This window comes from Pseudoalteromonas sp. APC 3358, assembly GCF_030408075.1.
GTDB lineage: Bacteria > Pseudomonadota > Gammaproteobacteria > Enterobacterales > Alteromonadaceae > Pseudoalteromonas > Pseudoalteromonas arctica.
In genome coordinates this window covers 22023-45689 of sequence record NZ_JASDCE010000005.1, presented here as the reverse complement: position 1 = coordinate 45689, position 23667 = coordinate 22023, and the positions used below count along the sequence as shown (strand labels likewise).

26 protein-coding genes are annotated in these 23667 nt (G+C 40.4%); 4 read left to right on the top strand and 22 right to left on the bottom strand.

Going from position 1 to position 23667, the window contains the following annotated elements:
• Nucleotides 1-2: 2 nt before the first annotated feature.
• The 18 genes from hflK to rpsJ all read right to left on the bottom strand — a co-directional run bounded on the left by hflK (nt 3) and on the right by rpsJ (nt 13021).
• Nucleotides 3-1172 carry an FtsH protease activity modulator HflK gene (hflK, locus tag QL995_RS09325; RefSeq protein WP_010554352.1) on the bottom strand — a complete coding sequence of 390 codons (1170 nt, stop codon included), beginning with the start codon at nt 1170-1172 and terminating at the stop codon, nt 3-5.
• A 100-nt stretch (nt 1173-1272) separates the two neighbouring features.
• The gene (gene hflX / locus QL995_RS09320) at nt 1273-2562 is read right to left on the bottom strand and encodes a ribosome rescue GTPase HflX (protein WP_007586404.1); all 1290 of its coding nucleotides are present in this window, start codon (nt 2560-2562) and stop codon (nt 1273-1275) included.
• 15 nt (nt 2563-2577) lie between these two features.
• Nucleotides 2578-2841, bottom strand: a complete 264-nt coding sequence (gene hfq / locus QL995_RS09315; protein WP_007586402.1) for an RNA chaperone Hfq — start codon at nt 2839-2841, stop codon at nt 2578-2580.
• Nucleotides 2842-2919: 78 nt separating this feature from the next.
• Entirely contained in the window at nt 2920-3837 is a 918-nt protein-coding gene (miaA, locus tag QL995_RS09310; RefSeq protein ID WP_007586400.1) for a tRNA (adenosine(37)-N6)-dimethylallyltransferase MiaA, read from the bottom strand.
• 10 nt (nt 3838-3847) lie between these two features.
• Nucleotides 3848-5695: a DNA mismatch repair endonuclease MutL gene (mutL, locus tag QL995_RS09305; protein ID WP_197173305.1), complete on the bottom strand. Its 1848-nt coding sequence runs from the start codon at nt 5693-5695 to the stop codon at nt 3848-3850.
• Between the two features lie 36 nt (nt 5696-5731).
• Complete coding sequence (locus QL995_RS09300; protein ID WP_024597271.1) at nt 5732-7075, bottom strand: N-acetylmuramoyl-L-alanine amidase; 1344 nt, start codon at nt 7073-7075, stop codon at nt 5732-5734.
• 27 nt (nt 7076-7102) lie between these two features.
• Nucleotides 7103-7570 carry a tRNA (adenosine(37)-N6)-threonylcarbamoyltransferase complex ATPase subunit type 1 TsaE gene (gene tsaE / locus QL995_RS09295; RefSeq protein WP_007586392.1) on the bottom strand — a complete coding sequence of 156 codons (468 nt, stop codon included), beginning with the start codon at nt 7568-7570 and terminating at the stop codon, nt 7103-7105.
• A 487-nt stretch (nt 7571-8057) separates the two neighbouring features.
• The gene (gene rpsQ, locus QL995_RS09290; protein ID WP_002957888.1) at nt 8058-8315 is read right to left on the bottom strand and encodes a 30S ribosomal protein S17; all 258 of its coding nucleotides are present in this window, start codon (nt 8313-8315) and stop codon (nt 8058-8060) included.
• Nucleotides 8315-8506 carry a 50S ribosomal protein L29 gene (gene rpmC, locus QL995_RS09285; protein WP_002957889.1) on the bottom strand — a complete coding sequence of 64 codons (192 nt, stop codon included), beginning with the start codon at nt 8504-8506 and terminating at the stop codon, nt 8315-8317. The genes rpsQ and rpmC overlap by 1 nt, the downstream gene beginning before the upstream one ends.
• Complete coding sequence (gene rplP, locus QL995_RS09280; protein ID WP_002957890.1) at nt 8506-8919, bottom strand: 50S ribosomal protein L16; 414 nt, start codon at nt 8917-8919, stop codon at nt 8506-8508. The genes rpmC and rplP overlap by 1 nt, the downstream gene beginning before the upstream one ends.
• A gap of 12 nt (nt 8920-8931) precedes the next feature.
• The gene (gene rpsC / locus QL995_RS09275) at nt 8932-9633 is read right to left on the bottom strand and encodes a 30S ribosomal protein S3 (RefSeq protein ID WP_002957891.1); all 702 of its coding nucleotides are present in this window, start codon (nt 9631-9633) and stop codon (nt 8932-8934) included.
• Nucleotides 9634-9644: 11 nt separating this feature from the next.
• Nucleotides 9645-9977, bottom strand: a complete 333-nt coding sequence (gene rplV, locus QL995_RS09270) for a 50S ribosomal protein L22 (RefSeq protein WP_002957892.1) — start codon at nt 9975-9977, stop codon at nt 9645-9647.
• A gap of 13 nt (nt 9978-9990) precedes the next feature.
• Nucleotides 9991-10269: a 30S ribosomal protein S19 gene (gene rpsS / locus QL995_RS09265; protein ID WP_004588689.1), complete on the bottom strand. Its 279-nt coding sequence runs from the start codon at nt 10267-10269 to the stop codon at nt 9991-9993.
• Between the two features lie 15 nt (nt 10270-10284).
• Nucleotides 10285-11109: a 50S ribosomal protein L2 gene (rplB, locus tag QL995_RS09260; RefSeq protein WP_002957895.1), complete on the bottom strand. Its 825-nt coding sequence runs from the start codon at nt 11107-11109 to the stop codon at nt 10285-10287.
• Nucleotides 11110-11124: 15 nt separating this feature from the next.
• Complete coding sequence (gene rplW, locus QL995_RS09255) at nt 11125-11427, bottom strand: 50S ribosomal protein L23 (RefSeq protein ID WP_002957896.1); 303 nt, start codon at nt 11425-11427, stop codon at nt 11125-11127.
• Entirely contained in the window at nt 11424-12029 is a 606-nt protein-coding gene (gene rplD, locus QL995_RS09250; RefSeq protein WP_002957897.1) for a 50S ribosomal protein L4, read from the bottom strand. The genes rplW and rplD overlap by 4 nt, the downstream gene beginning before the upstream one ends.
• A gap of 17 nt (nt 12030-12046) precedes the next feature.
• Nucleotides 12047-12682: a 50S ribosomal protein L3 gene (gene rplC, locus QL995_RS09245; RefSeq protein ID WP_002957898.1), complete on the bottom strand. Its 636-nt coding sequence runs from the start codon at nt 12680-12682 to the stop codon at nt 12047-12049.
• Between the two features lie 27 nt (nt 12683-12709).
• Nucleotides 12710-13021 (bottom strand): 30S ribosomal protein S10, encoded by a 312-nt coding sequence (rpsJ, locus tag QL995_RS09240; RefSeq protein ID WP_002957900.1) that lies wholly within the window; start codon nt 13019-13021, stop codon nt 12710-12712.
• A 417-nt stretch (nt 13022-13438) separates the two neighbouring features.
• On the opposite strand from rpsJ, the gene plsB reads away from it, so the two are divergent.
• Complete coding sequence (gene plsB / locus QL995_RS09235; RefSeq protein WP_101217114.1) at nt 13439-15877, top strand: glycerol-3-phosphate 1-O-acyltransferase PlsB; 2439 nt, start codon at nt 13439-13441, stop codon at nt 15875-15877.
• 21 nt (nt 15878-15898) lie between these two features.
• Here the strand turns inward: plsB and tesB are convergent, their stop codons facing one another.
• Nucleotides 15899-16756, bottom strand: coding sequence for an acyl-CoA thioesterase II (gene tesB / locus QL995_RS09230; protein WP_002957902.1), 858 nt, complete (start codon nt 16754-16756; stop codon nt 15899-15901).
• A 77-nt stretch (nt 16757-16833) separates the two neighbouring features.
• Between tesB and QL995_RS09225 the strand changes: the two genes are divergently transcribed.
• Together QL995_RS09225 and QL995_RS09220 are read left to right on the top strand one after the other, a co-directional pair.
• Nucleotides 16834-17292: an EVE domain-containing protein gene (locus QL995_RS09225; protein ID WP_290294037.1), complete on the top strand. Its 459-nt coding sequence runs from the start codon at nt 16834-16836 to the stop codon at nt 17290-17292.
• A 69-nt stretch (nt 17293-17361) separates the two neighbouring features.
• Nucleotides 17362-18396 carry a hypothetical protein gene (locus QL995_RS09220; RefSeq protein WP_007587047.1) on the top strand — a complete coding sequence of 345 codons (1035 nt, stop codon included), beginning with the start codon at nt 17362-17364 and terminating at the stop codon, nt 18394-18396.
• Nucleotides 18397-18432: 36 nt separating this feature from the next.
• Here the strand turns inward: QL995_RS09220 and QL995_RS09215 are convergent, their stop codons facing one another.
• Together QL995_RS09215 and QL995_RS09210 are read right to left on the bottom strand one after the other, a co-directional pair.
• Nucleotides 18433-18630: a PLDc N-terminal domain-containing protein gene (locus tag QL995_RS09215; RefSeq protein WP_007587044.1), complete on the bottom strand. Its 198-nt coding sequence runs from the start codon at nt 18628-18630 to the stop codon at nt 18433-18435.
• Nucleotides 18630-19697, bottom strand: coding sequence for a potassium channel family protein (locus QL995_RS09210; RefSeq protein ID WP_007587041.1), 1068 nt, complete (start codon nt 19695-19697; stop codon nt 18630-18632). The genes QL995_RS09215 and QL995_RS09210 overlap by 1 nt, the downstream gene beginning before the upstream one ends.
• 169 nt (nt 19698-19866) lie before the next feature.
• On the opposite strand from QL995_RS09210, the gene QL995_RS09205 reads away from it, so the two are divergent.
• A complete protein-coding gene (locus QL995_RS09205) occupies nt 19867-21177 on the top strand; it encodes a TIGR00366 family protein (RefSeq protein ID WP_290294036.1) in 1311 nt (436 codons plus the stop codon).
• Nucleotides 21178-21223: 46 nt separating this feature from the next.
• Here the strand turns inward: QL995_RS09205 and QL995_RS09200 are convergent, their stop codons facing one another.
• Nucleotides 21224-23335: a peptidase domain-containing ABC transporter gene (locus tag QL995_RS09200; RefSeq protein ID WP_290294035.1), complete on the bottom strand. Its 2112-nt coding sequence runs from the start codon at nt 23333-23335 to the stop codon at nt 21224-21226.
• Nucleotides 23336-23667 lie beyond the last annotated feature (332 nt).

The following is a 23667-nucleotide window of genomic DNA, read 5'->3' as shown; positions in this document are numbered from 1 at the left end:
GATTATCTCCCATCATTGAAGCGGTCGTTGTTAAAGCGGTCATTGCCACTATTAACAGAGCTATTGCGCGACGTATTTACTTTATTGCGTAAATCTTGAATATCACTAGAGCTTGGAAGTGCAACACGTGTTGCTGTCCCTTGCTTATCCATGATCTTATCAAGTGGTAAATAAAGCATATTATTACCGCCTTTAACATCAACCAATATTTTAGAACTACTCCCTAACACTTCTTCCATTGCATCAATGTATAAGCGCTCACGAGTAACTTCTTTAGCTGCTTGATATTCAGGTAATAGCTTTTCAAAACGAGCTACTTCACCTTGTGCTTCTAATGTAATACGCTCTTGGTAACCTTCCGCTTCTTGAGTCATACGCGTTACTTGACCACGAGCACGCGGTTCAATTTCACGAGCATATGCTTCTGCTTCACGAATGAAACGTTCTTCATCTTCTTGTGCAGCAATCGCATCATCAAATGCATCTTTAACTTCAGTTGGCGGACGAGAGTCTTTAAAGTTCACGTCAGTAACAATTAAACCTAAGTTATATGGTTCGATAATCTTATTAAGCTCATCCCATGTATTTTGACGAACAACCTCACGGCCATTAGTTAATACTTGGTCCATTTTTGCATGGCCCACAACGTAACGTAGTGCACTATCTAGTGCTTCTTCTAAGCTACTATCAGCGTTAGTTACGCTAAATTCATAAAGGTATGGGTCAATAACACGGTATTGCACCTGAAACTCAACGCTCACTACGTTTTCGTCTTCAGTAAGCATAAAACCAGAAGCCGATAATGAACGAACTGCTTCAATATCTACTGGGATTACCGTTTCAATAAACGTCATTTTCCAACGCAGACCAGGATCAGCAATTCGGTCATATTTACCAAATTGAAGAACCACACCACGCTCGGCTTCTTTAACCGTATAAATACCACTTAACGCCCATACAATAACGGCGATAATAAGTATGAATGAAATACCGGCTCCGCCAAGTCCACCGCCGCTACCATTGCCGGATTTTTTCCCGCCAAATAAGCCGCCGAACTTGTTACTAAACTTGCGGAACACCTCGTCTAAATCAGGTGGGCCTTGATCACGTCCGCCTTTATTATTCCACGGATCTTTGTCATTGCCATTATTACCCGGTTCATTCCAGGCCATAGCTATACTCCATTGTTATCTAAATAAATTAGGAAATTGTGTTAAATCTAACAAATCTACCGCGTTTCTCATACAAAAACCGACATTAAAACGTCAATTTTTAATTACGGTTGATAAAACCAGCAATTTCAGGACCAAATTCTTTAATTAAACGATTCCACTCAACCATTGGCATTCTAACATCTAACAGCCAATTACCTTGCTCATCAAAGCGTTCTTCATGTACTGCATTTAAACTAAACAATGCAGCCCTTAGGCGACCATACAATGGCGTAAGAAATAATGTTTCGTTAAACATCTTCTTAGCAAGCAGTTCACTAATAGCCTCACTAAGTAATTCACACCCTTCACCAGTCTGAGCGCTAAGCCATACTCTTATAGGTTGGCCTTCGTCATCTCGATCAATACGTGGGCTTACGTTATCCAGCGCATCAATTTTATTATAAATTAATAGCTGTGGTACTTCATCGGCTTCAATTTCTTTAAGCACCGATTGTACTTGTTCAATATTTTCTTGAAGACGAGAGTCTGCTGCGTCAATTACATGTAACTGTAAATCAGCTTCACGAGTTTCAGTTAGCGTTGCTTTAAAAGCAGCAACTAAGTCGTGCGGTAAATGACGAATAAAGCCCACTGTATCAGCCAAGATAACAGGACCAACATCACCTAATTCAAGCTTACGTAGAGTCGGGTCAAGCGTTGCAAACAACTGATCGGCCGCGTATACATCTGAATTCGTAATTCGATTAAATAATGTAGATTTACCCGCATTGGTATAGCCAACTAACGATACCGTAGGTATTTCGTTACGAGTACGAGCTCGCCTACCTTGTTCGCGTTGCACTGCTACTTTAGCTAAACGCGCACGGATATTTTGAATTCGGGCACGAAGTAATCGTCTATCTGTTTCAAGTTGGGTTTCACCAGGTCCACGTAAACCAATCCCGCCTTTTTGGCGTTCAAGATGGGTCCAGCCCCGAATTAATCGAGTCGACATATGGCGAAGTTGTGCCAATTCAACCTGCAGCTTACCCTCATGGGTACGTGCACGTTGGGCAAAAATATCAAGAATTAGCGTCGTTCTATCAAGCACACGACACTGACAAACACGCTCTAAATTACGCTCTTGTGACGGCCTGAGTTGATGATTGAAAATTACGACATCTGCATTGTGGATTTTGACAATCTCAGCTATTTCTTCTGCTTTACCGGTACCGACGAATAGTTTCGGATGTGGTGCTTGACGGCTGCCTTGCACAACCGCCAAACTACTAACACCAGCAGAAGATACCAACATTTCTAATTCATGAAGATCTTCACGATCCCCTTCTTTAGGTAAGTCGATATGAACTAAAATTGCCTGTTCGCCGGATTCATAGCGGTCAAACAAACATTATGCTCCTAATTAAAAGTTACCAGCTTCTGGTTCTTCAGTGTCTTCACTCCCTTGAACTGCTTGGAAGTTAACTGCGCGAGCAGGGACAACTGTTGAAATTGCATGCTTATAAACCATTTGATTTACGGTGTTCTCTAGTAAAATAACAAATTGGTCAAATGACTGAATTTTGCCTTGTAATTTTATGCCATTTACCAAAAAGATTGATACTGGAATGCGCTCACGTCGTAGTGCATTCAAAAATGGGTCTTGTAACGATTGGCCTTTTGCCATGTTATTGTTCCTTCGTTCTAGGTGTTATTATAATTAAGTGGCTGAACTTATTTGATAAAAAACAATATTCAACTACTACTAGCTTAGCGAACTTACTACACGATGCAAGTTTTCTTCGTCACCCGTTGTTAACCAAGTAACATCAGGCCAGCTACGAAGCCACGTTAACTGACGTTTTGCCAATTGACGTGTTGCTGCGATGCCACGAAAAACCATTTCATCATGGCTTGTTTCACCCGCAAGGTAATCCCACATTTGTCTATAACCAACACAACGAATAGAAGGCATATTGGGGTGTAAATCCTTACGTAGATATAGGGTCGAAACTTCATTTTCAAACCCCTGATCAATCATTATTTTAAACCTTTCTTCAATTCGGCGATGTAATTCGCTACGTTCTTGCGGTGCAATCGCAAATTGATGAAAAGTATAAGGTAAAGCCGGCTGTTTTTGCTTTTGCAACTCAGTCATGGTCTTACCAGTTAACCTGTAAACCTCTAAAGCTCGGTTAATCCTTTGTGAGTCATTCTCACTTATTTTTTCGGCTGCTTTTGGGTCAACTTTAACTAATTCTTTATATAAATGAGGCCAGCCAAATTCTTTAGCTTGTGCTTCTAGCTCTGATCTTATTACTGTATCTGCTTCAGGCAAAGGCGATAAACCATCAATTAAAGATTTAAAGTACAACATTGTACCTCCAACCAATACAGGCACTTTACCTTGTCTATGAAATTCGTCAATTTTTTGTACTGCATCGCGCCTAAAATCAGCAACTGAATATGTTTCACTCGGGTCAAGTAAGTCGATCAGATGATGCGGAGCTTTAGCAAGTTCTTCTGCATCGGGTTTTGCAGTACCAATGTTCATATCTTTATACACTAACGCTGAATCAACGCTGATTATTTCTGTATTTAAATGCTCGCACAGTGAGATTGCCAATGCTGTTTTACCAGCAGCAGTTGGACCCATTAAAAATATGACTGGTAAATTACTCAACACTGATACCTTAATCTAATTGCATTAAATAGTGATTTAGCTCTATTTTAACTGCTTTTTCGCGTAAGCGTTCAATAGTTTGCGGATTATTTTGTAAGCGCATTTGTTGCGCTAAAAACACATTGCTTAAATAAAACCGGGGAGGTACACATTTTATCTGCCACTCTAACCAATTCTCTATATTTTCAAGCCCTGCTTTACACCCATCAAGTAGCTCACCTATCGCTGTACTTACATCAAGTAAATATAAGCACGCTGGCAATTTTTTAACCATTACAAACTGTTTTTCTATTACGAGTTCAAAACCAAGTAAAGTAAACCACGATTGCTGAGCTTCTATAAGTAAGCAATCTTCTTTTGATAAGTTTACTCTTACGGGCAGCAAAAGAGCTTTCCCTTCTAAACTTCCGGACTCTTTAATTTGATTATGCCAATCATCTACCAATGCATATTTGAAATGTGAGCAATACAATTGCTGCTCAACACTAAATACACACGCACCTTCATTAACACTGATGATTGAAACTGTCTTTAAAACATTATGCGCAGACTCTAACTGGTGTTGTGCTACGGGTATGTTTGCTACATTATCAAAATGCGCAGCGTGTTGCTCACTCACACCTTGATAAAACGCGTTTACATCATGATGGCTCGTACTTGGTGTAGCACGGTATGCCCCGCCACCGCCAACACTTCTAGTACCTGATGCTGAACTACCAGCACTTCCAGAGTAAGAGGGCTGTAATTGCGATTTAGGGTAATCAAATACTCCATCCGCTTTTATATCATTAGAACTACTATGCGCTGACCCCATAAACACAGGCGCAGATTCCACCTCAGAGCTAAGCGGTTCATTCGTAAACTCACCTTGCAGCGGCACTACCACTTGCTTAATAGCCTGTAATATAAAGTCATGAATTAAGCGCCCTTGATGAAAACGGACTTCATGCTTAGCTGGATGAACATTTACATCAACCTGGCGAGGGTCTATATCAATATAAATGACAAAACCGGGTAATTCTTGTGTTCCGCTTACTTCTTCAAATGCCTGGCGTATAGCATGCAGAATAAGTTTATCGCGCATCATACGATTATTAACATAAGTATACTGAGTCGTATTAGCTGAACCTACAGGTAGCACCCAACCATGCAGCTGTAAGCCACCCTCTCCTGATTGAATATGCAAACCTTGCTCAGCAAAAGCCTTACCTGCAACTTGCGCTACACGTGTAATAGCCTGAGAGGGATCTGTCTTCGCACGATACTGCCTTACTACTTTTTCGTTGTGAGTTAGTGTAATAGAGACATCAAAGCGACTAAGCGCAATACGCTTTATCAACTCATCAATATGGCTAAATTCCGTTTTTTCGGTACGCAAGAATTTACGACGAGCTGGGGTGTTAAAAAATAAATCTTTTACTTCAATGGTTGTGCCATCAGGGTGCGCTACTGGCTTTACTTGCACGGCCATATCGCGACCTTCTGCAAATGCTTGCCAAGCAGCTTCTTGATCTTTTGGTTTTGAGCTCAGCGTTAAACGCGATACAGAGCTAATTGACGCAAGCGCTTCTCCCCTAAAACCAAGTGAACAAATATTTTCAAGGTCATCTAGAGATTTTAATTTACTCGTAGCGTGACGAGAAAGCGCGAGCGTTAGCTCATCTTTACTTATCCCTGAACCGTTATCACGTATACGAATAAGCTTATGACCGCCACGCTCTATATCTATCTGAATACGTGTAGCGCCAGCATCTAAACTGTTTTCGACTAGCTCTTTTACTACCGACGCTGGGCGCTCAACCACTTCGCCTGCGGCAATTTGGTTAGCTAAACGCGCGGGTAATATTTCAATATTCATGAGATTTCCTAGCAAGCATTGCGCTAATAATAATGACTAACTTTGTGGTATATCGAGCTCTTGCCCAATAAACAAAGTATTAGAGCTAAGCTTATTAACTTGTTTTAATTCAGTGACTGTAATGCCATAGCGACTCGCCAACATACTTAAAGATTCACCCGGGCGTACCTTGTGCTTTGTTGGATATTGCGACTTTAATTTAGCAAATAAAGAGTCATCAGGTGGATTTTTTAAATAGTAATTTTTAATTGAAGTAAATATAGCTTTAGCCAAACGCTCTTGATGGTTAGCACTTTTAAGCAGCTTTTCTTCTCGTGGGTTAGATATAAACCCTGTTTCTACTAAAATTGATGGGATATCTGGTGATTTAAGTACAGCAAGACTCGCATGTTGGGGATCTTTCTTATGCAACTTAGCAACTTTACGTAGCTCTTTAACCACTTCGTCAGCTACGTTTAAGCCGGTTTTCATAGAGTGATCCATCGACATATCAAGTAATGCTTGCGCTAAGTATTTTTCGTTAGCGGCATCTTTCATTACATCCGCAGCGCCACCTAAAAGCTCAGAGTGCTTTTCTTTATCTTCTATCCATTTACCTATCTCTGAATTAGCACGCCTTAACGACAACACCCAAACAGAGGCACCATTTGGTCCCGGGCTCGTAAATGCATCAGCATGAATAGAGACAAAAAAGTCGGCCTTTTTTTCACGAGCACGATTGGTTCGCGTATTAAGTTTTACAAAGTAGTCACCGCTTCGTACCATGCGCGAAATCATCCCACGTTCGCCATCAATCATGCGCTCTAAACGTTTTGCAATTTGCAGTGTTACTGTTTTTTCGTACGTGCCAGAGGGACCAATTGAACCTGGATCTTCGCCGCCATGACCCGCATCAATTGCAATCACAATATCGCGTTCTTGGCTTAACTGGCGGTTTTTAGCGGCTGTTTGAGCAGGAGAAACAACTGTGGCAGCTTGGCTTTTATTGTATAAATCAACAACGAGCCTGTTTTTATAAGGACCTGTAGGCGCTAAAGCAAATACAACTGGCTTTACTGGTGCGTTTAATTCAAACACTAACCGAACACTGTGCTTATTTTTAGGTTTTGAGTAGCGTAGCTTGCTCACTATTTGATGTTTTGGTGGTACACCTGGTAGTATTTTTAACTCGCTAGTGTTTTCTAAATCAATTACTAAGCGGCTTGGGTTTTTAAGCATGAAATAGCTAAAGTCAGGCTTATCATTTAAATCAAATACCACACGCGTACTGTCAGGGGATGGCCATACGCGTACACTGTTAATTGTATTTTTGGCCCACAGCGGCAAGCTTATGGTAATAACCATAAGGTAAATAAAGAGTTTAACTACACCTCGGCTCATTTGATAATTACTGCCTTAACTATATTATTATTTGTTATTTAGTTTTTCGACAATTGCTACACCACGCTCACTGGCGCTATTAATAACAATTTTACGTTCGTTACCCATATAGCTTAGAGTAATATCTAAATCAGGCACAGGAATAAATTCACCACCTTTTTCTGGCCACTCAACAACGCAAATTGCATCTGGTGAAAAATAATCGCGTATTCCCATGTATTCTAGTTCTTCAGGGTCACCTAAGCGGTATAAATCAAAATGATAAACATTTGCGCGCTCGAGTTCATAAGGTTCAACAAGTGTATACGTTGGGCTTTTAACTTTGCCTGTATGTCCAAAGCCTTGCACTACCCCTCTTGTAAACGTTGTTTTACCAGCGCCTAAATCACCATGTAAATAAATAACCGCACCTTGCTCTATAATATCAGCAACGCAATTACCCATTGCGACCGTGGCTACTTCATCAGTCAAATGAAATTCAAAACTACGCGTCATTACTACCTCAAAAATTCATTCAAAAGCGCATATTTGCTAATCATACCAGAATATTAATTTAAGGCGATAAATTGAGGTTTTAGACATAAAAAAACCAGATAAGCTGATAATGAAAGTTGTGTATGGATGTCTATTTTCGATACTTTGAAACTGTATTATTGTAATAAAATAAGGTAAGTGAGTTCTCAGACTAAAAGACTGTAAAAGAAAAGTAACACCATGAATTAGATGACCCCATGTTGGCATTAAATTAACTGAGATATGTAAGTTTATTATCTAACTTCTTCTGATTCAGTAGATGGTTCTGCTAGCAAAAAAGTAACTGGTACATGAAACTCTCACTACTCCCCAAGATAACTTTGTATTTTCAGATAAAAGACTAATCCAGGTGACCCACTCACCCTAGTTTACTGTTTGCAGGTGCTTTAAATACAAAAAGCCCCAGCTAATGCCGGGGCTTTTTTACAAAACTAACTTAATTAAAAAATTAAGCTTGTTTTGGACTAGAAATAACGTCTACTAAAGTCCAAGATTTATTCTTAGAAATTGGTGCGCATTCACGGATAGTAACTACGTCACCCGCTTTTGCTGTGTTATTTTCGTCATGTACGTGTAACTTAGTCGTACGTTTAATGAATTTCCCATAGATTGGGTGCTTCACATAACGTGCGATAGCGATAGTGAAAGATTTTTCCATCTTGTCGCTGATTACACGGCCTTGAAGAGTACGAATTTTATCGCTCATTATTGACCTGCCTTCTGGTTAATAACTGTTTTTACACGCGCGATATCGCGGCGTACTGTTCTTAGCGTGTGTGTCTGAGCTAACTGACCAGTGCTAGCTTGCATGCGCATATTAAATTGCTCACGAAGTAGTCCTAGAAGTTCAGCATTAAGCTCTTCTACGCTTTTGTCTTTTAGTTCGCTAGCTTTCATCACATTACCGTCCGAGTTACGAAAGTTGTTTTGAATGGCAATTTACGAGCAGCAAGGTCGAATGCTTCACGAGCAAGCTCTTCTGAAACACCTTCCATTTCGTAAAGTACTTTACCAGGCTGAATTTCAGCAACCCAATATTCAACAGAACCTTTACCTTTACCCATACGAACTTCAAGAGGTTTTTCTGTAATCGGTTTGTCAGGGAAGACACGAATCCAGATTTTACCTTGACGTTTCACGTGACGCGTCATAGCACGACGAGCTGCTTCGATTTGACGAGCAGTCATACGGCCACGGCCAGTTGCTTTCAATCCGAAAGTACCGAAGCTTACTTTGTTACCGTTTTGCGCTAAACCGCGGTTGCGGCCTTTGTGCATTTTACGGAATTTTGTACGTTTTGGCTGTAACATTAGTCGCTACCTCTACTTAGCACTTTTCTTGGCTTTCTTTGGTGCGCGTTTAGCTGGCTTCTCTTGCTCTTGTACTAGTGGTAAACCACCAATAACTTCGCCTTTGAAGATCCAAACTTTAACACCAATGATACCATAAGTGGTTAAGGCTTCAGAAGTTGCGTAATCGATATCAGCACGAAGAGTATGTAGAGGTACACGACCTTCACGATACCATTCTGAACGTGCGATTTCAGCGCCGCCAAGACGACCGCTAACTTCAACTTTAATCCCTTTAGAACCGATGCGCATTGCATTTTGTACCGAACGCTTCATAGCGCGACGGAACATAACACGACGTTCTAGTTGAGAGGCAATGCCGTCTGCTACTAGTTGTGCATCTAGTTCTGGTTTACGTACTTCAGAGATATTAATCTGAGCAGGTACACCAGCGATTTTAGTTACCGCTTGACGTAATTTTTCTACGTCTTCGCCTTTTTTACCGATAACAACACCCGGACGAGCCGTGTGGATTGTTACTCGGATTGATTTTGCTGGACGCTCAATAACGATTTTAGACACAGAAGCCGTTTTCAATTCCTTAGTAAGGAATGTACGAACTTTGTGATCGCCAAAAAGCTGTGCAGAGAAATCTTTTGAACTCGCGTACCAGGTAGAAACCCAAGGTTTAGATATACCTAGGCGAATACCAGTAGGATGAACTTTTTGTCCCATTACTTATACTCCTAGCTATCTGAAACCATAACAGTGATATGGCTTGTACGCTTAAGGATGCGGTCTGCGCGTCCTTTAGCACGAGGCATAATACGTTTCATTGTAGGACCATCGTCCACAAAGATCGTTGTTATACGAAGCTCATCAATGTCAGCACCTTCGTTATGCTCTGCGTTAGCAATAGCAGACTCAAGTACTTTCTTAACTAATACAGCCGCTTTCTTCGGGCTGTACGCCAGGATTTCTAGTGCGCGATCTACAGGTAACCCGCGGATCTGATCTGCAACTAGACGTGCTTTTTGCGCCGAACCAGAGGCGAATTTATGTTTAGCTAATGCTTGCATTTATCTTCCCCTCTTATCGTTTCTTCGCTTTCTTATCCGCAGCATGGCCACGGTAAGTGCGAGTTGGTGCAAATTCACCTAGTTTGTGACCGATCATTTCGTCAGAAACGAAAACTGGTACGTGCTGGCGACCATTATGGACAGCAATGGTCAATCCGATCATGTTAGGTATGATCATTGAACGACGGCTCCAAGTTTTAATTGGCTTTTTCTCACCGCTTTCCAAAGCTTTCTCTACCTTCTTCAGCAAGTGTAGGTCTATAAAAGGACCCTTCTTGAGAGAGCGTGGCATGGCTATTCCTCAATATTACTTAGTACGACGACGTACTATAAATTTATCCGTACGCTTGTTCTTACGCGTCTTCGCACCTTTAGTCGGTTTACCCCATGGAGACACAGGATGACGACCACCAGATGTACGACCTTCACCACCACCGTGTGGGTGATCTACCGGGTTCATGGCAACACCACGAACTGTCGGACGAATACCACGCCAGCGATTTGCACCTGCTTTACCAAGTGAACGAAGCATATGCTCAGCATTGCCTACTTCACCTAGAGTCGCACGACAATCAGATTCAACTTTACGAACTTCGCCTGAACGAAGACGTAATGTTACATACTGACCATCACGAGCAAGGATTTGAACGTATGCACCAGCAGAACGTGCGATTTGAGCACCTTTACCTGGTTTTAATTCTACGTTGTGAACAGTCGAACCTACAGGCATATTACGCATTGGTAATGCATTACCAGGCTTGATTGGTGCATCAACACCAGACTGGATTGCATCGCCAGCTTTTAAGCCTTTAGGTGCGATAATGTAACGACGCTCACCGTCTGCATATAATACAAGAGCGATGTTTGCGCTACGATTTGGATCGTATTCTAAACGTTCAACAGTAGCTGGAATGCCATCTTTAGTACGTTTAAAATCGATTAAACGGTAGTGTTGTTTATGACCACCACCGATATGACGAACCGTAATACGACCATTGTTATTACGACCACCTGATTTAGAGTTTTTCTCTAAAAGTGGTGCGTATGGCTTACCCTTATGTAGATCAGAGTTAACCACTTTAACTAGGTGACGACGGCCCGCAGAAGTAGGCTTACACTTTTGAAGTGCCATAATTCTATCCCCTTATTACTCGGCGCCGCCGACAAAGTCTAGCTCGCTGCCTTCTTTAAGAGTAACGTAAGCTTTCTTCCAGTCGCTACGACGACCGAAACGTGCGCCAGTACGTTTTGTTTTACCCTTAACGTTAAGTGTGCGAACACCAGTTACTTCTACTTCAAAAAGCTTCTCAACTGCTACTTTAATTTCAGCTTTAGTTGCGTCATTTACTACTTTAAAAACAATAGTATTGTTTTCTTCAGCAGCAATTGTGCTTTTTTCAGAGATATGTGGAGCAAGGATCACTTTTAAAAGACGTTCTTCGCGAATCATGCTAGCGCCTCCTCAAGTTGCTTAACAGCAGCGGCTGTAATAAGTACCTTATCGAAAGCAATTAAGCTTACAGGATCGATACCAGCTACATCACGTGTGTCAACCTTATAAAGGTTACGTGCCGATAAGAAAAGATTTTCATCTACTTCTTCAGTCACGATAAGAACATCTTTAAGCTCAAGTTCTTTAAGCTTAGCAACTAGTTCTTTAGTTTTTGGTGCTGCTAGAGCAAAACTTTCAACAACGATTAAACGCTCTTGACGAACTAATTCAGATAAGATGCTTTTGATCGCACCACGGTACATTTTACGGTTTACTTTTTGGCTGTGGTCTTGTGGTTTAGCTGCAAAGCTAACGCCACCTGAACGCCAAATTGGGCTACGGATTGTACCGGCACGTGCACGGCCAGTACCTTTTTGAGCCCATGGTTTTTTACCACCACCGCTTACTTCAGAACGTGTCTTCTGAGCACGAGTACCTTGACGAGCACCTGCTGCGTATGCAACAACTACTTGATGTACTAATGCTTCGTTAAACTCACGTCCAAAAGTAGCTTCAGAAACTTCAAGACCGCCAGAAGCGTCTTTAATTGCTAATTCCATCACTAAATCTCCAGGACTTATGCTTTAACAGCTGGTTTAACGATAACGTCACCGCCAATAGCTCCAGGTACTGCACCCTTAACTAAAAGCAAATTACGCTCAGCGTCAACGCGAACTAGTTCTAAGTTTTGAGTCGTTACACGCTCAGCACCCATATGACCGGCCATTTTCTTACCTTTAAACACCTTACCAGGTGATTGGTTTTGACCGATTGAACCAGGAGCACGGTGAGATAGAGAGTTACCATGTGTAGCGTCTTGCATGCTGAAATTCCAGCGCTTAACACCACCTTGGAAACCTTTACCTTTAGAAGTACCGGTTACGTCAACCTTGTTGATTTCGTTGAATAATTCAACAGTAAGCTCAGCGCCTACTTCAAAATCGCCTTCACCACCGTTAAGGCGGAATTCCCACAGACCGCGACCCGCTTCAACACCAGCTTTAGCGAAATGACCCGCTTTAGCTTTGTTTACACGACTTGCTTTTTTAGTGCCTGCGGTTACTTGAAGCGCGTTATAACCGTCTGTTGCGTCAGATTTGATCTGAGCAATGCGGTTAGGTGTCGCTTCAATAACTGTCACAGGGATAGATACACCATCTTCAGTGAAGATTCGTGTCATACCCACTTTACGACCGACTAGACCTAATGCCATTTTCCTAAAACCTCTCTAATCTTTCGATTAACCCAGGCTGATTTGAACATCAACACCAGCAGCAAGATCTAAACGCATAAGCGCGTCTACAGTCTTGTCAGTTGGTTCTACGATGTCTATCAGACGTTTATGGGTGCGGATCTCGTACTGATCACGCGCATCTTTATTAACGTGCGGTGAAGTTAGTACAGTAAAACGTTCAAAGCGTGTAGGTAGTGGGATTGGACCACGTACTTGTGCGCCAGTGCGTTTCGCAGTTTCCACGATTTCTGCCGTTGATTGGTCAATCAAACGGTGGTCAAAAGCTTTTAGGCGAATACGAATGCGTTGATTTGACATTCTTAACCTCAATATAAAGAGCATATAAAAGAGCATAAAAAAACGACCGAAACAATCTTAAAACTTAAGATGTCGGCTGTTTGATTATATCTACGTTGAGTTCCAAATCGGAACTCCTGTTTATTAGCTTGAAATCCAAGCTTAATTTATCCTTTCTAGTTCCCAGAGGAATTTTGAAAGCCTGCGTATTATAGAGGTATTGGTGATAAATGCAACAACTATTTAGAAACAATACAATGCCTATAAATTTGATTAAATAAGCACCCATACATGCTTACTAGCTATACTTGAACTAATACCTCTACTGTTAGTCAATAAACAAGTTAACACCTTAATTACGCAAACTAAGGGATTTTTAGATATTATGGTATCCTACTGCGCTAATTTTGCCCTTAATACTCTCAATATGGTGAGTCGATGCGTATTTTTAATTATTGTTTAAATGTTATGTCTGCTGGATTTAGCCGCTTATTTGTAAAAAGCAAAGTGCTGCCAGAAAATCCGATTAAACAGTATGATCTAAACCCTGAGTACCCTACATTTTATATAGTGCGTTTAAATTCACGATTTGATTTAGCGGCTCTCGCACATGCGTGTAAAAAAAATGGTCTACCTAGCCCAACCGAAGAGCAAGTATTAGGTAACCAAGATTTAGACCGTTTTATTGGTATTAAAAATCCACCACCACTGTTTGGTGATGAAGCTAAGCCAACCAATGCTTTAGCTCAAGGTAAACAAATTATTGAATACCTAATACAAAGTGGGCAGCAAAACGTACAAGTGGTTCCGGTTACTATTTTATGGGGTCGCGACCCGGGTAAAGAAAAGCCGGGGCTACGCACTTTAATTACGCACTCTCTAACTCCTAGCTGGTTTAGAAAGTTTTTTGTGGTGTTGTTTTCAGGACGCGACAACTTTATTCGCTTTAGCCAACCACTCGACTTATCGCTTTTAGTCAATGAAAAAGCCGATGTAAGCGAGTTACCACATAAATTATTACGTGTAGCACGTGTTCACTTTAAGCGCCAAAAGCTAGCTGCTACAGGCCCTAAAATGCCCTCTCGTGAACAATTATTTAATTCATTATTAGCGTCACCTACAATAAAAAAAGCAATTCAAGATGAAGCTAAAGCTAAAAATATTAGCCAAACAGAAGCCCGCCAAAATGCACTTAAGCTACTTGATGAGATAGCTGCTAATTACTCTGAAGCAATGATACGTGTGGCCGAGCGATTTTTAACTTGGTTGTGGAATAAGCTCTATAACGGTATTGATATTAAACACGCAGAACAAATTCATGAACTAACAGATAAAGGCCATGAAATAATCTATATGCCTTGTCATCGCAGTCATATGGATTACTTACTGCTTACTTACTCTATTTATCATTTAGGCTTAGTTCCACCACATATAGCTGCAGGTATAAATCTTAACTTTTTCCCTGCCGGTGGCATATTTAGACGCTCTGGGGCATTTTTTATTCGTCGCTCGTTTGCAGGCAATAAACTTTATTCTGCCATATTCAAAGAGTATTTAAGCCAACTGTTTATTAAAGGTTACTCTGTTAAGTTTTACACGGAAGGCGGTCGAAGCCGAACTGGGCGCTTACTTCCACCTAAAACAGGTATGCTATCTATGACATTACAAGCAATGCTACGCGGAATAGACAGACCAATATCTATCGTTCCTGTGTACATTGGCTACGAGCACGTAATGGAAATTAACACCTACCTTAAAGAGCTAGATGGAAAAGATAAAAAAGGCGAATCCATATTTGGTATTTTTAAGGCAATCAAAAACCTTAAAAACTACGGTCGTGGTAATTTAAACTTTGGTGATCCAATCTCGATTAACCAATACTTAAACGATAACCAACCTGATTGGCGTGATTCAATACACCCTACCGATGTGCAAAAGCCACAATGGTTAGCGCCACAAGTAACTAAACTTGCCGACCAAGTAATGGTTAAAATTAATAATGCGGCCGCGCTTAATGCGGTTAACTTACTAGCGATGATATTGCTGGTTAACGATAAACAAGCATTGAGTAAACCAAAGCTATTAGCACAACTTGATTTTTATCTGCGCTTACAGCGCGATGCAAGCTATAGCGATAAAGTAACCGCGCCAGACGAAACACCAGAGCAATTACTAACGCATGCATTAAAGCTGAATAAGTTTGAAGTTATCAGTGATGAATTTGGCGAAATTATTACTATTAGCGATAAAGAAAAAGTACTGTTTAATTACTACCGAAACAACATTTTGCACTTGTTTGCAGTACCAAGCTTAATTGCACTACATCTATTCAAACAACACAGCACAACTATTGAGCAATGCCAGCAACTTGTAAAAACGTTTTATCCGTTATTTGCTAAAGAATGGTATTTACAGCCTCTTGATGAAAACTATATAACGCGTATTTTAGCTAATTTTGCTGATCAAAATTTAATTGAGTTTGATGGCGATAACATTCATATAACGAACAGTAATGACTGCTTAGCTAAGCTAGAAATGCTTGGACGAGCACTTAGTTTTACTCTACAACGTTACGCTATTGTGATTGGTTTTATTCAAACAAGTGATGGCATTGAAAAAGCAGAATTAGAACGAGAGAGCCAAGTGCTTGCACAACGTTTAGGCACACTGCATGGTATTAAAACACCTGAATTTTTTGATAAAAAAGTACTTGTTAGTTTTATCGAAAACTTACGTGGCGAGTCGTTAATAACAGAGGGTGATAAAGGCTTAGTAGGCAGTACACAACTTTGCGAAACCTACGCACACCTTAAAACATTACTGCCAGCACGCGTCTGGCAGTCAATCAGCGATATAGTACAAGATCAGTGTAACTAGTACTCTATCCATAAAAGGGGGTTAGCGCTGACGCATAACCCCTTCTTGCATTGTTGAGGCAACCAAGTTGCCTTGGCGATCAAAAAACTGCCCGCGTACCAAACCACACCCATTACTCGCACTTGGACTATCAATTGAATACAAAATCCAATCATCCATTCTAAATGGGCGATGAAACCACATTGCATGATCAATAGTAGCTACTTGCATATTTGGCTGCATAAACGATACACCATGAGGCTGCAATGCTGTTGGTAAAAACTCAAAGTCAGAGGCATACGCTAATAAGTAATTATGGATGCGCTGATCGTCTGGCATTTCACCATTAGCTTTAAACCAAATATGCTTTACCGGCTCCATAACTTCTGGTTTAAACGGGTTATGAAAAGTAACCGGTCTCATTTCAATTGGCATTTCACGGGTAAACTTATTACGGATAACTTCAGGGATATGCGAAGCGTTATCTTGATAAAACTCAAGTGATGAGCGTAACTCTTCAGGTGCGGGTACATCAGGCATTGTTGCTTGATGCGACAAACCATTTTCTTCACCCTGAAACGACGCTGTCATATAAAAAATTGGCTTACCGTACTGAATCGCTTTTACTCGGCGAGTACTAAAGCTCTTTCCATCGCGAATAGTTTCTACATCATAAACAATCGGTTTAGCTGGATCGCCTGGGCGTAAAAAGTAAGAATGTAATGAGTGAACTATACGCCCCTCAGGTAGAGTTTCTTTAGCGGCAGAAAGCGCCTGCCCCATAACTTGACCGCCAAACACAGCACCAAAGCCTAAATCTTGGCTTTGTCCTCGATATAAACCTTGCTCAATTTCTTCAAGTGTTAACAACGACAATAAATCATCTAATACTTGGCTCATTACTTCTTCCTCATTACCCTAGTATCCAAATGATACTATACAATAGTGGGAAGTAAATATTTGTTAGGAATACTGTTATGGCTTACTGGCTATTTAAAACTGAACCCGATGCGTTTTCATTAGATGATTTAAAAAACGCACCAAAACAAACGACTCTTTGGGAAGGCGTGCGTAATTACCAAGCGCGAAACTTCATGCGTGATGGCGTTAAGCTCGGTGATTCAGTGATGATTTACCATTCAAGCTGTAAACACGTAGGTGTAGCGGGTATTGCCGAAGTGACACACGATGCCTACCCTGACCCTACTCAGTTTGATTTAAGTAGCGACTATTACGATGCAAAAGCCACCAGCGCCAAACCACGCTGGGTTGTTGTTGAAGTTACTTATCAAAGCCATTTAAAAAAATTAATTAGCCTTAAAGATATTAAAGCCAATAATAATATTACTGAAATCGCACTTAAAAAAGGCGGACGACTATCAATAATGCCTGTTACTAAAAATGACTGGGATGAAATAATCAAAATGGCGCAGTAACACCCTCTCGGTTTGACCTAATTTCATTGAGTTTGATATGATCTATGCTGACTTATAGCTGGAGGATTAATGAAATTACTGTATTGGTTAGATGAATGGTTAACTCTCCCGCGCAATGAGCAACAAACTCGATTACCCATGACGGGTAGTGATTTACTCGGCGATGTATTTGTTAAGTATGATTTTGTTGACGTTAATAAGCCCCTGCTTTTTACCTTTTCACCCGCAGGCACTAACGTGCAAGAGCAAGATCTTCACCCTGATTTTGCACCATGGGGTTATCACTTGGCTCAAAAACAAAACGTAAACGTAATCGCTTTTCAGCATTTAGGTAAAAGTAATTGGTTTCGTAATCGTAATTTAATCTTTTTTCTCGAGCAATTATCAACATTACTTACGCCGTTTAATTGTCGATTAGGCTATGGCTTAAGCCGTGGCGGATTTGCTGTTGGCGCTTTTGCTAAACTATTAAAGCTAAACCAAGTACTGTTCTTTCACCCGGTAAGTACTAAAAATAAAGAATTAGTACCGTGGGATGACCGCTCTAGTACCGATATAGCTCAGCAGTTTGACTGGCAACAAGATTATCACGATCTAGATTTAGGAGATGCCCAAGGCTATATTATTTACGATCCTACTAATCGTATAGACCGAATGCACGCCAAGCGCTATAAGCAGTTAACTCACTTGCGAGTATTTGGTATGGGACATGGCACACACGCTACATATTTGAATAAGTTTGGGTTTTATAAGCAAGTAGCCGTTGATTTCATTCAACATCAGCAAATCGATATTGCACAGTTTCGCCTGCAAACCAAAACCTTACGCTTAAAAGAAGATTATTATCAAAGTCTCAATACGGCTAATGCAGACTCTCCCCATCGTTTAGCATTATTGAGTACAGCGCATAAAATTTTAGCTGATGAAAAAGAAGTGTATGTACAAGAGCATCAAGCAAAAATTGATATTCAGCCATTAATAGATGTGGCACTTAAGCACCAAGATGAGCACCCTAATGATGCTATTCAGCTATTAGAAGTCGCCCAGCAACTTCTACCTGACGACCCTCTAATTGAGCATAAACTCAAACAGTTGGAAGAGTAATTATTCCAACGAAAACGGCTATAAAGGCTAATTACTCTATTTAGCCTTTTTCTTTTTGTGCCTATGCTTGGGCACAATGGTAAAGTACATCATTAAACCTAACCAAGAAAATATAATGATTCCCATTAGCCAGCCATTCTTTTCATGACCCTGTGTACGCTTACTGTTAAGTACAATAACGACAGGTAATATGTAAGCACTTAAAACAACAATTAAAAATACAACTTCATTCATTATTTTTCTAGGCTCGACCAGTCTACTTCACTACTTAATACTCGATCTACCGATATATAGTGCAAAATATCGCCTTCACTTACTTTGTAATCTAATGGTGGGTTTAAATCCATATTTTGCGCACTTAAATTATGGGCAACACCTAACAGTATTGCATCATGCTCAAGCTTAAAATGATGAAACAAAGTACCAAACTCCATATCTTTGCAGCCACTTGGTACTTTCAAGCTAAATTGTGTATCGCCGTGCAAAGTAGATAGCAGCTCCTCTTGCACACGGCTCGAACCTGGATCTTGCATTGAGCGTACTAATATCTCAGCTGATTTTGCACTACTACATTCTACATTTTGGCAATGCTCTAACATCATCTCAACTTTAGTTTCATCTAAAAAGTGAGCACTTATATGACAATCATCTTTTACTAAGCGACTTATGCGCAGGGCTGTCGTAAATGTCTGGTCGTCATCTTGACCATCAATAATCACCTTATCAGCACTACGAATAGCTACACGCTCTAGTTCAGCTAAATTTGTAAAACTCGTTAAACGTGCAAAATCAACGCTTTCGTTAGCTAAAAAAGGATGATCCATTTGCTCTGTTACTGCGAGTAAAATACGACGGTCAGTTCGCTTCGTATCTGCCAAAATGTAATCAATCATCTTTTTTGTACGAGTGTCATGCCAACCAAAAATAATAATATGGTGGTTACTGTGGGCAAAGTTTTTATCACCAGTCATAGCGCGCCTAATTAAGTAAGTAACAGTTTGTCCTGCTTTTCCTAGCAAAACACCAAATAAAGCTAAACCAAATGGAATTTGTATTAATGCAACCACCCAACGACCAAGATCAGTAGTTGGACTAAAGTCACCATATCCCACTGTTGATGTTGTTACTGTGTAATAGTAAAAAAAGGTAGTAAGCGAGGTTAACGCTTTCTCATTCGCTATAAATAGTAAGCTCCATGTTAATAGCATATGAGTCAAAATAGCTAATGCCACTGCTTGCCAACTCAACTGATCTATATGAGCGCGAACAAGTAACGCTAGCCTTTTAAATATCACCGGCATAATACAAAGTCTTCGTTAGTAAATTATCTATAAACAGTACGTTACTGTAAGCGATGCTTTTAAGCAATGTTTAAGCTTTTAACCGCAAATATAAGACTAAATGCTGTTTGCCAATGGTGATTTTTCATGATTAATTAGCGTTAAAATAATAACCAAAACAGTTGTGCTTATGCTTAATAAAATAGCCCGCCCTTTTACTAAAATTGTAGAGCGTTATCTTCCCGACCCTTTTATATTTGTAATTTTACTTACAATAATCACCCTTATTAGTGCGAGCTTATTTACAACCGCAACCAACATTGAAGTATTACAAGCGTGGGGAGGTGGATTTTGGAACTTATTAAGTTTTGCTATGCAAATGCTACTAGTGTTAGTTACAGGCTACATGTTGGCAAGTACGCCACCTATAAGTAAGTTATTAGAAAAACTAGCAACATTTGCAAGCACCGCACCTAAAGCAATTATATTAGTCACGCTTATTTCGCTTTTAGCGAGCTGGATAAATTGGGGATTTGGCTTAGTTATTGGTGCCCTTTTTGCCAAAGCAATTGCTAAACATACTCGTGTTGATTATCGATTATTAGTAGCCAGCGCTTACTCAGGTTTTGTTGTATGGCATGGCGGATTAGCCGGTTCGATTCCTTTAACTATTGCAACCGAAGGCCACTTTTCAGAGGACAGTATTGGTATTATTAGTACAGAGCACACTTTATTTGCGGGCTTTAATATAGCCATATTAGTTGGTTTATTCATTATTATGCCGCTCGTTAATCGCTATATGCTGCCAAGCGAGCAAGAAAGCGTATATATCGACCCAGCTCTTTTACAAGAGACAACACCTAAGCCCACAACAATAACCAGACCTGCCCAACATTTGGAACAAAGTAAACTACTCGGTATGACAATTGGCTTATTAGGTTTGGCATATTTAGGCTATTACTTCTTTATTACTGGCGGAAACTTAAACCTTAATAGCGTTATTGCCGTATTTTTGTTTTTAGCTATTACGCTGCATCAAACACCCCATAATTTACTTAACAGTCTGCAACAAGCAATTCCAAGCGGGGCTGGCATTGTTATTCAATTTCCTTTTTATGCCGGCATCATGGCGGTAATGGTTGATAGCGGATTAGCACAACAGATATCACGTGGCTTTATTGCCGTTGCAGATGCTGATAGCTTGCCATTCTTTAGTTTTATAAGTGCAGGGCTCGTTAATATGTTTGTTCCCTCTGGCGGTGGCCAATGGGCTGTACAAGCACCCATTGTAATACCCGCAGCGCAAGAGCTAGGCGCCGATATATCTCGCGTTGCAATGGCTGTTGCGTGGGGTGATGCGTGGACTAATTTAATTCAACCTTTTTGGGCATTACCCGTCCTTGCTATCGCAGGCTTAAAAGCAAAAGATATTATGGGGTTTTGTGTTGTGCAGTTGTTTGTAACTGGGGTTTTTATATCGCTGGTATTGAGCTTTTATTAAATGTAAACATAATAAAAAGGCGTGTAAAACACAAGCACTGGTCATTTTATGCACTCTCGCTCTGCTGTTGTAGCTCCACCAACCTACCCTCTTTCAGTTGATAGACTTTGCTGGCCATGTTAATGGTTTCTTGGCGATGAGCAATCATAATCCGTGTGATGGGTAAGTGCTGAATTTGTTCACTTATTTTCGCTTCGTTGTCTTTATCTAAATGACTAGTTGCTTCATCCATAAACAACACGCAGGGCGATTGATACAATGCGCGAGCAAGAAGTAAACGCTGTACCTGCCCGCCCGATAAGTTTGATCCCATGTCCCCAACTAATGAGTTATAGCCCATAGTCATTTTGGTAATATCATCATGAATAGCCGCATGACGAGCACACGTCTCTATTTTTAAATAATTCGGCTGTGGGTCAAAAAAACTGATGTTATCAGCGATTGAGCCAGCTAACAATGTGTCATCCTGCATTACTGCAGCTATTTGTTTGCGGTAGTTTTTAAGGCCAAGCTGAGTAATATCTTTGCCATCAAGCAACACAGTCCCTGAGGTTGGCTGTAATAACCCTAGCATTATTTTCATCAACGTAGTTTTACCCGCACCTGACGGACCCGTAATCGCAATCGAGTCACCGGAATTCAGCGTTAAATTAACATTGTTTAAAATCGGCACTTGCTCTTCACTGTAACTAAAGCAAATATTTTCGAGCGTAAGCTGACCTCTCACTTTACCTTCGTCATCACCTGTATAGGCCATTTCACCGTCACGATTAGCTTCTTGTTTCGTGAGTGCTATATCTGCAATACGGTCTAAGTGTAAGCGCATCATTTTGAATTGAATAATTTGCTCAATTAAGTTGGCAAAGCGGCTGGTTAACTGGTTTTTATAAGCAATAAACGCCAGTACCATACCAACAGACAAGCTATTGTTCATAACTAGTAATGCAGCAAAGTAAATCACCAATACATTTTCAAGGCCAAATAACAGTTTATTAAATGAATCAAAGCTAATGTTTAAACGCCCTAAACGGATTTCACTATTAATGACTTCAGCATAACGGTTTTGCCAAATGCCTTGGCGCTGCGATTCATTACCAAACAATTTTATAGTTTGCATACCGCGAATATTTTCTAAAAAGTTCGATTGCTCTTTGGCAGATGATTGAATCATTTCTTCAGTAGCTTGGTGCAGCGGCCTATACAGCGCTAAACGTACTAAGGTGTAAAGCACAATTGCACCTACAACTATTGCAGTGAGCTTTAGCGAATAAATTAGCATCATAATCAATACGGTAATAGCCATCACGCCATCGACCAGTGTTTCTACAAACCCCGTGGTAATACGCTCACGTATTTGCGCTAATGAGCCAAAGCGCGACACAATATCGCCGACATGGCGCGACTCAAAATAATTCATAGGTAAACGTAATAAATGCCTAAGCAAGTTCACGCCCATTTGCATATTGAGCAAACTCGAAAGCCGTAAAATCAACCAACTTCGTACCGCATTAGTCACCACTGAAATTATCGCAATTAATGCAAAACCCATGGCAAGTACCGTTAATAACGATTCATCAAAACTGATTAGTACTTCATCCACCACCCACTGCATATAATAAGGGGTCATCAAAGCAAATAATTGCAATACCAGTGACAACGCAATCAGTTTTATTAGCCCTGCTTTTAAGCCCTTCATCGAGCTCCAAAGTTGGGTAAACTTCATCTGTACTTGTTCTTGTTTGGCTTCAAACTGACTGGTTGGAGTCAGCTCTAAACAAATACCGGTAAAGTGTTTACTAAACTCATTACTATTTAAACTGCGTTTACCTACAGCAGGGTCGTTTATAGCAAACTTAGCTGAAGATCCTTTACCAGAGACTTTGGTCAATACCACAAAATGATTCATATCCCAGTGCAATATACACGGCGTTTGTAGTTTATGCACTTCATCAAGCGGACATTGTAGCGCACGGCTAGCTAGCCCTAAATTATCACCTAGCTCAATCAGTTGCTGTAAGTTCATCCCCTTTAAATTAGCCGAAAAGCGCTTACGCATGGCTGGCATATCCAGCCTATGACCGTGATAGCTTGCCACCATTGCCACAGAGGCTAGGCCGCATTCAGCTATTTCGGATTGGAGAATTAGAGGAACTGACATGTTTATTTTAAATTCTATTGTAGCTTGCATGATAAAGGGTAAATTTTCCGTTGTTAATATTATTACCACTATAAATAAGATGGCAGAATGGAAGTGCAACTAAGAAGTTTTCTATATAGTTTTACTTTCTTCTAGATATGTATGCACAAATAAAAACTGACGCTATCTCAATAATTACAACTAAAATATCTATTTTGGCGACACGTATATTCAGATTAGAAATACTTTCTAATCCCTCTGTCTAGCTGAAAAAGTATCATTAATAGCCTCAACCTTTACGATAAAACTCCTCTTAGTAACTGCCAACGAAACTAAAGTAGTTTTATTTTCTA

Coding starts and splice junctions, on each gene's coding strand:
- hflK (WP_010554352.1), bottom strand. CDS start 1,172: ATGGCCTGGAATGAACCGGGTAATAATGGCAATGACAAAGATCCGTGG.
- hfq (WP_007586402.1), bottom strand. CDS start 2,841: ATGGCAAAAGGCCAATCGTTACAAGACCCATTTTTGAATGCACTACGA.
- mutL (WP_197173305.1), bottom strand. CDS start 5,695: ATGAATATTGAAATATTACCCGCGCGTTTAGCTAACCAAATTGCCGCA.
- QL995_RS09300 (WP_024597271.1), bottom strand. CDS start 7,075: ATGAGCCGAGGTGTAGTTAAACTCTTTATTTACCTTATGGTTATTACC.
- tsaE (WP_007586392.1), bottom strand. CDS start 7,570: ATGACGCGTAGTTTTGAATTTCATTTGACTGATGAAGTAGCCACGGTC.
- rpsQ (WP_002957888.1), bottom strand. CDS start 8,315: ATGAGCGATAAAATTCGTACTCTTCAAGGCCGTGTAATCAGCGACAAG.
- rpmC (WP_002957889.1), bottom strand. CDS start 8,506: ATGAAAGCTAGCGAACTAAAAGACAAAAGCGTAGAAGAGCTTAATGCT.
- rplP (WP_002957890.1), bottom strand. CDS start 8,919: ATGTTACAGCCAAAACGTACAAAATTCCGTAAAATGCACAAAGGCCGC.
- rpsC (WP_002957891.1), bottom strand. CDS start 9,633: ATGGGACAAAAAGTTCATCCTACTGGTATTCGCCTAGGTATATCTAAA.
- rplV (WP_002957892.1), bottom strand. CDS start 9,977: ATGCAAGCATTAGCTAAACATAAATTCGCCTCTGGTTCGGCGCAAAAA.
- rpsS (WP_004588689.1), bottom strand. CDS start 10,269: ATGCCACGCTCTCTCAAGAAGGGTCCTTTTATAGACCTACACTTGCTG.
- rplB (WP_002957895.1), bottom strand. CDS start 11,109: ATGGCACTTCAAAAGTGTAAGCCTACTTCTGCGGGCCGTCGTCACCTA.
- rplW (WP_002957896.1), bottom strand. CDS start 11,427: ATGATTCGCGAAGAACGTCTTTTAAAAGTGATCCTTGCTCCACATATC.
- rplD (WP_002957897.1), bottom strand. CDS start 12,029: ATGGAATTAGCAATTAAAGACGCTTCTGGCGGTCTTGAAGTTTCTGAA.
- rplC (WP_002957898.1), bottom strand. CDS start 12,682: ATGGCATTAGGTCTAGTCGGTCGTAAAGTGGGTATGACACGAATCTTC.
- rpsJ (WP_002957900.1), bottom strand. CDS start 13,021: ATGTCAAATCAACGCATTCGTATTCGCCTAAAAGCTTTTGACCACCGT.
- plsB (WP_101217114.1), top strand. CDS start 13,439: ATGCGTATTTTTAATTATTGTTTAAATGTTATGTCTGCTGGATTTAGC.
- tesB (WP_002957902.1), bottom strand. CDS start 16,756: ATGAGCCAAGTATTAGATGATTTATTGTCGTTGTTAACACTTGAAGAA.
- QL995_RS09225 (WP_290294037.1), top strand. CDS start 16,834: ATGGCTTACTGGCTATTTAAAACTGAACCCGATGCGTTTTCATTAGAT.
- QL995_RS09220 (WP_007587047.1), top strand. CDS start 17,362: ATGAAATTACTGTATTGGTTAGATGAATGGTTAACTCTCCCGCGCAAT.
- QL995_RS09215 (WP_007587044.1), bottom strand. CDS start 18,630: ATGAATGAAGTTGTATTTTTAATTGTTGTTTTAAGTGCTTACATATTA.
- QL995_RS09210 (WP_007587041.1), bottom strand. CDS start 19,697: ATGCCGGTGATATTTAAAAGGCTAGCGTTACTTGTTCGCGCTCATATA.
- QL995_RS09205 (WP_290294036.1), top strand. CDS start 19,867: ATGCTTAATAAAATAGCCCGCCCTTTTACTAAAATTGTAGAGCGTTAT.
- QL995_RS09200 (WP_290294035.1), bottom strand. CDS start 23,335: ATGTCAGTTCCTCTAATTCTCCAATCCGAAATAGCTGAATGCGGCCTA.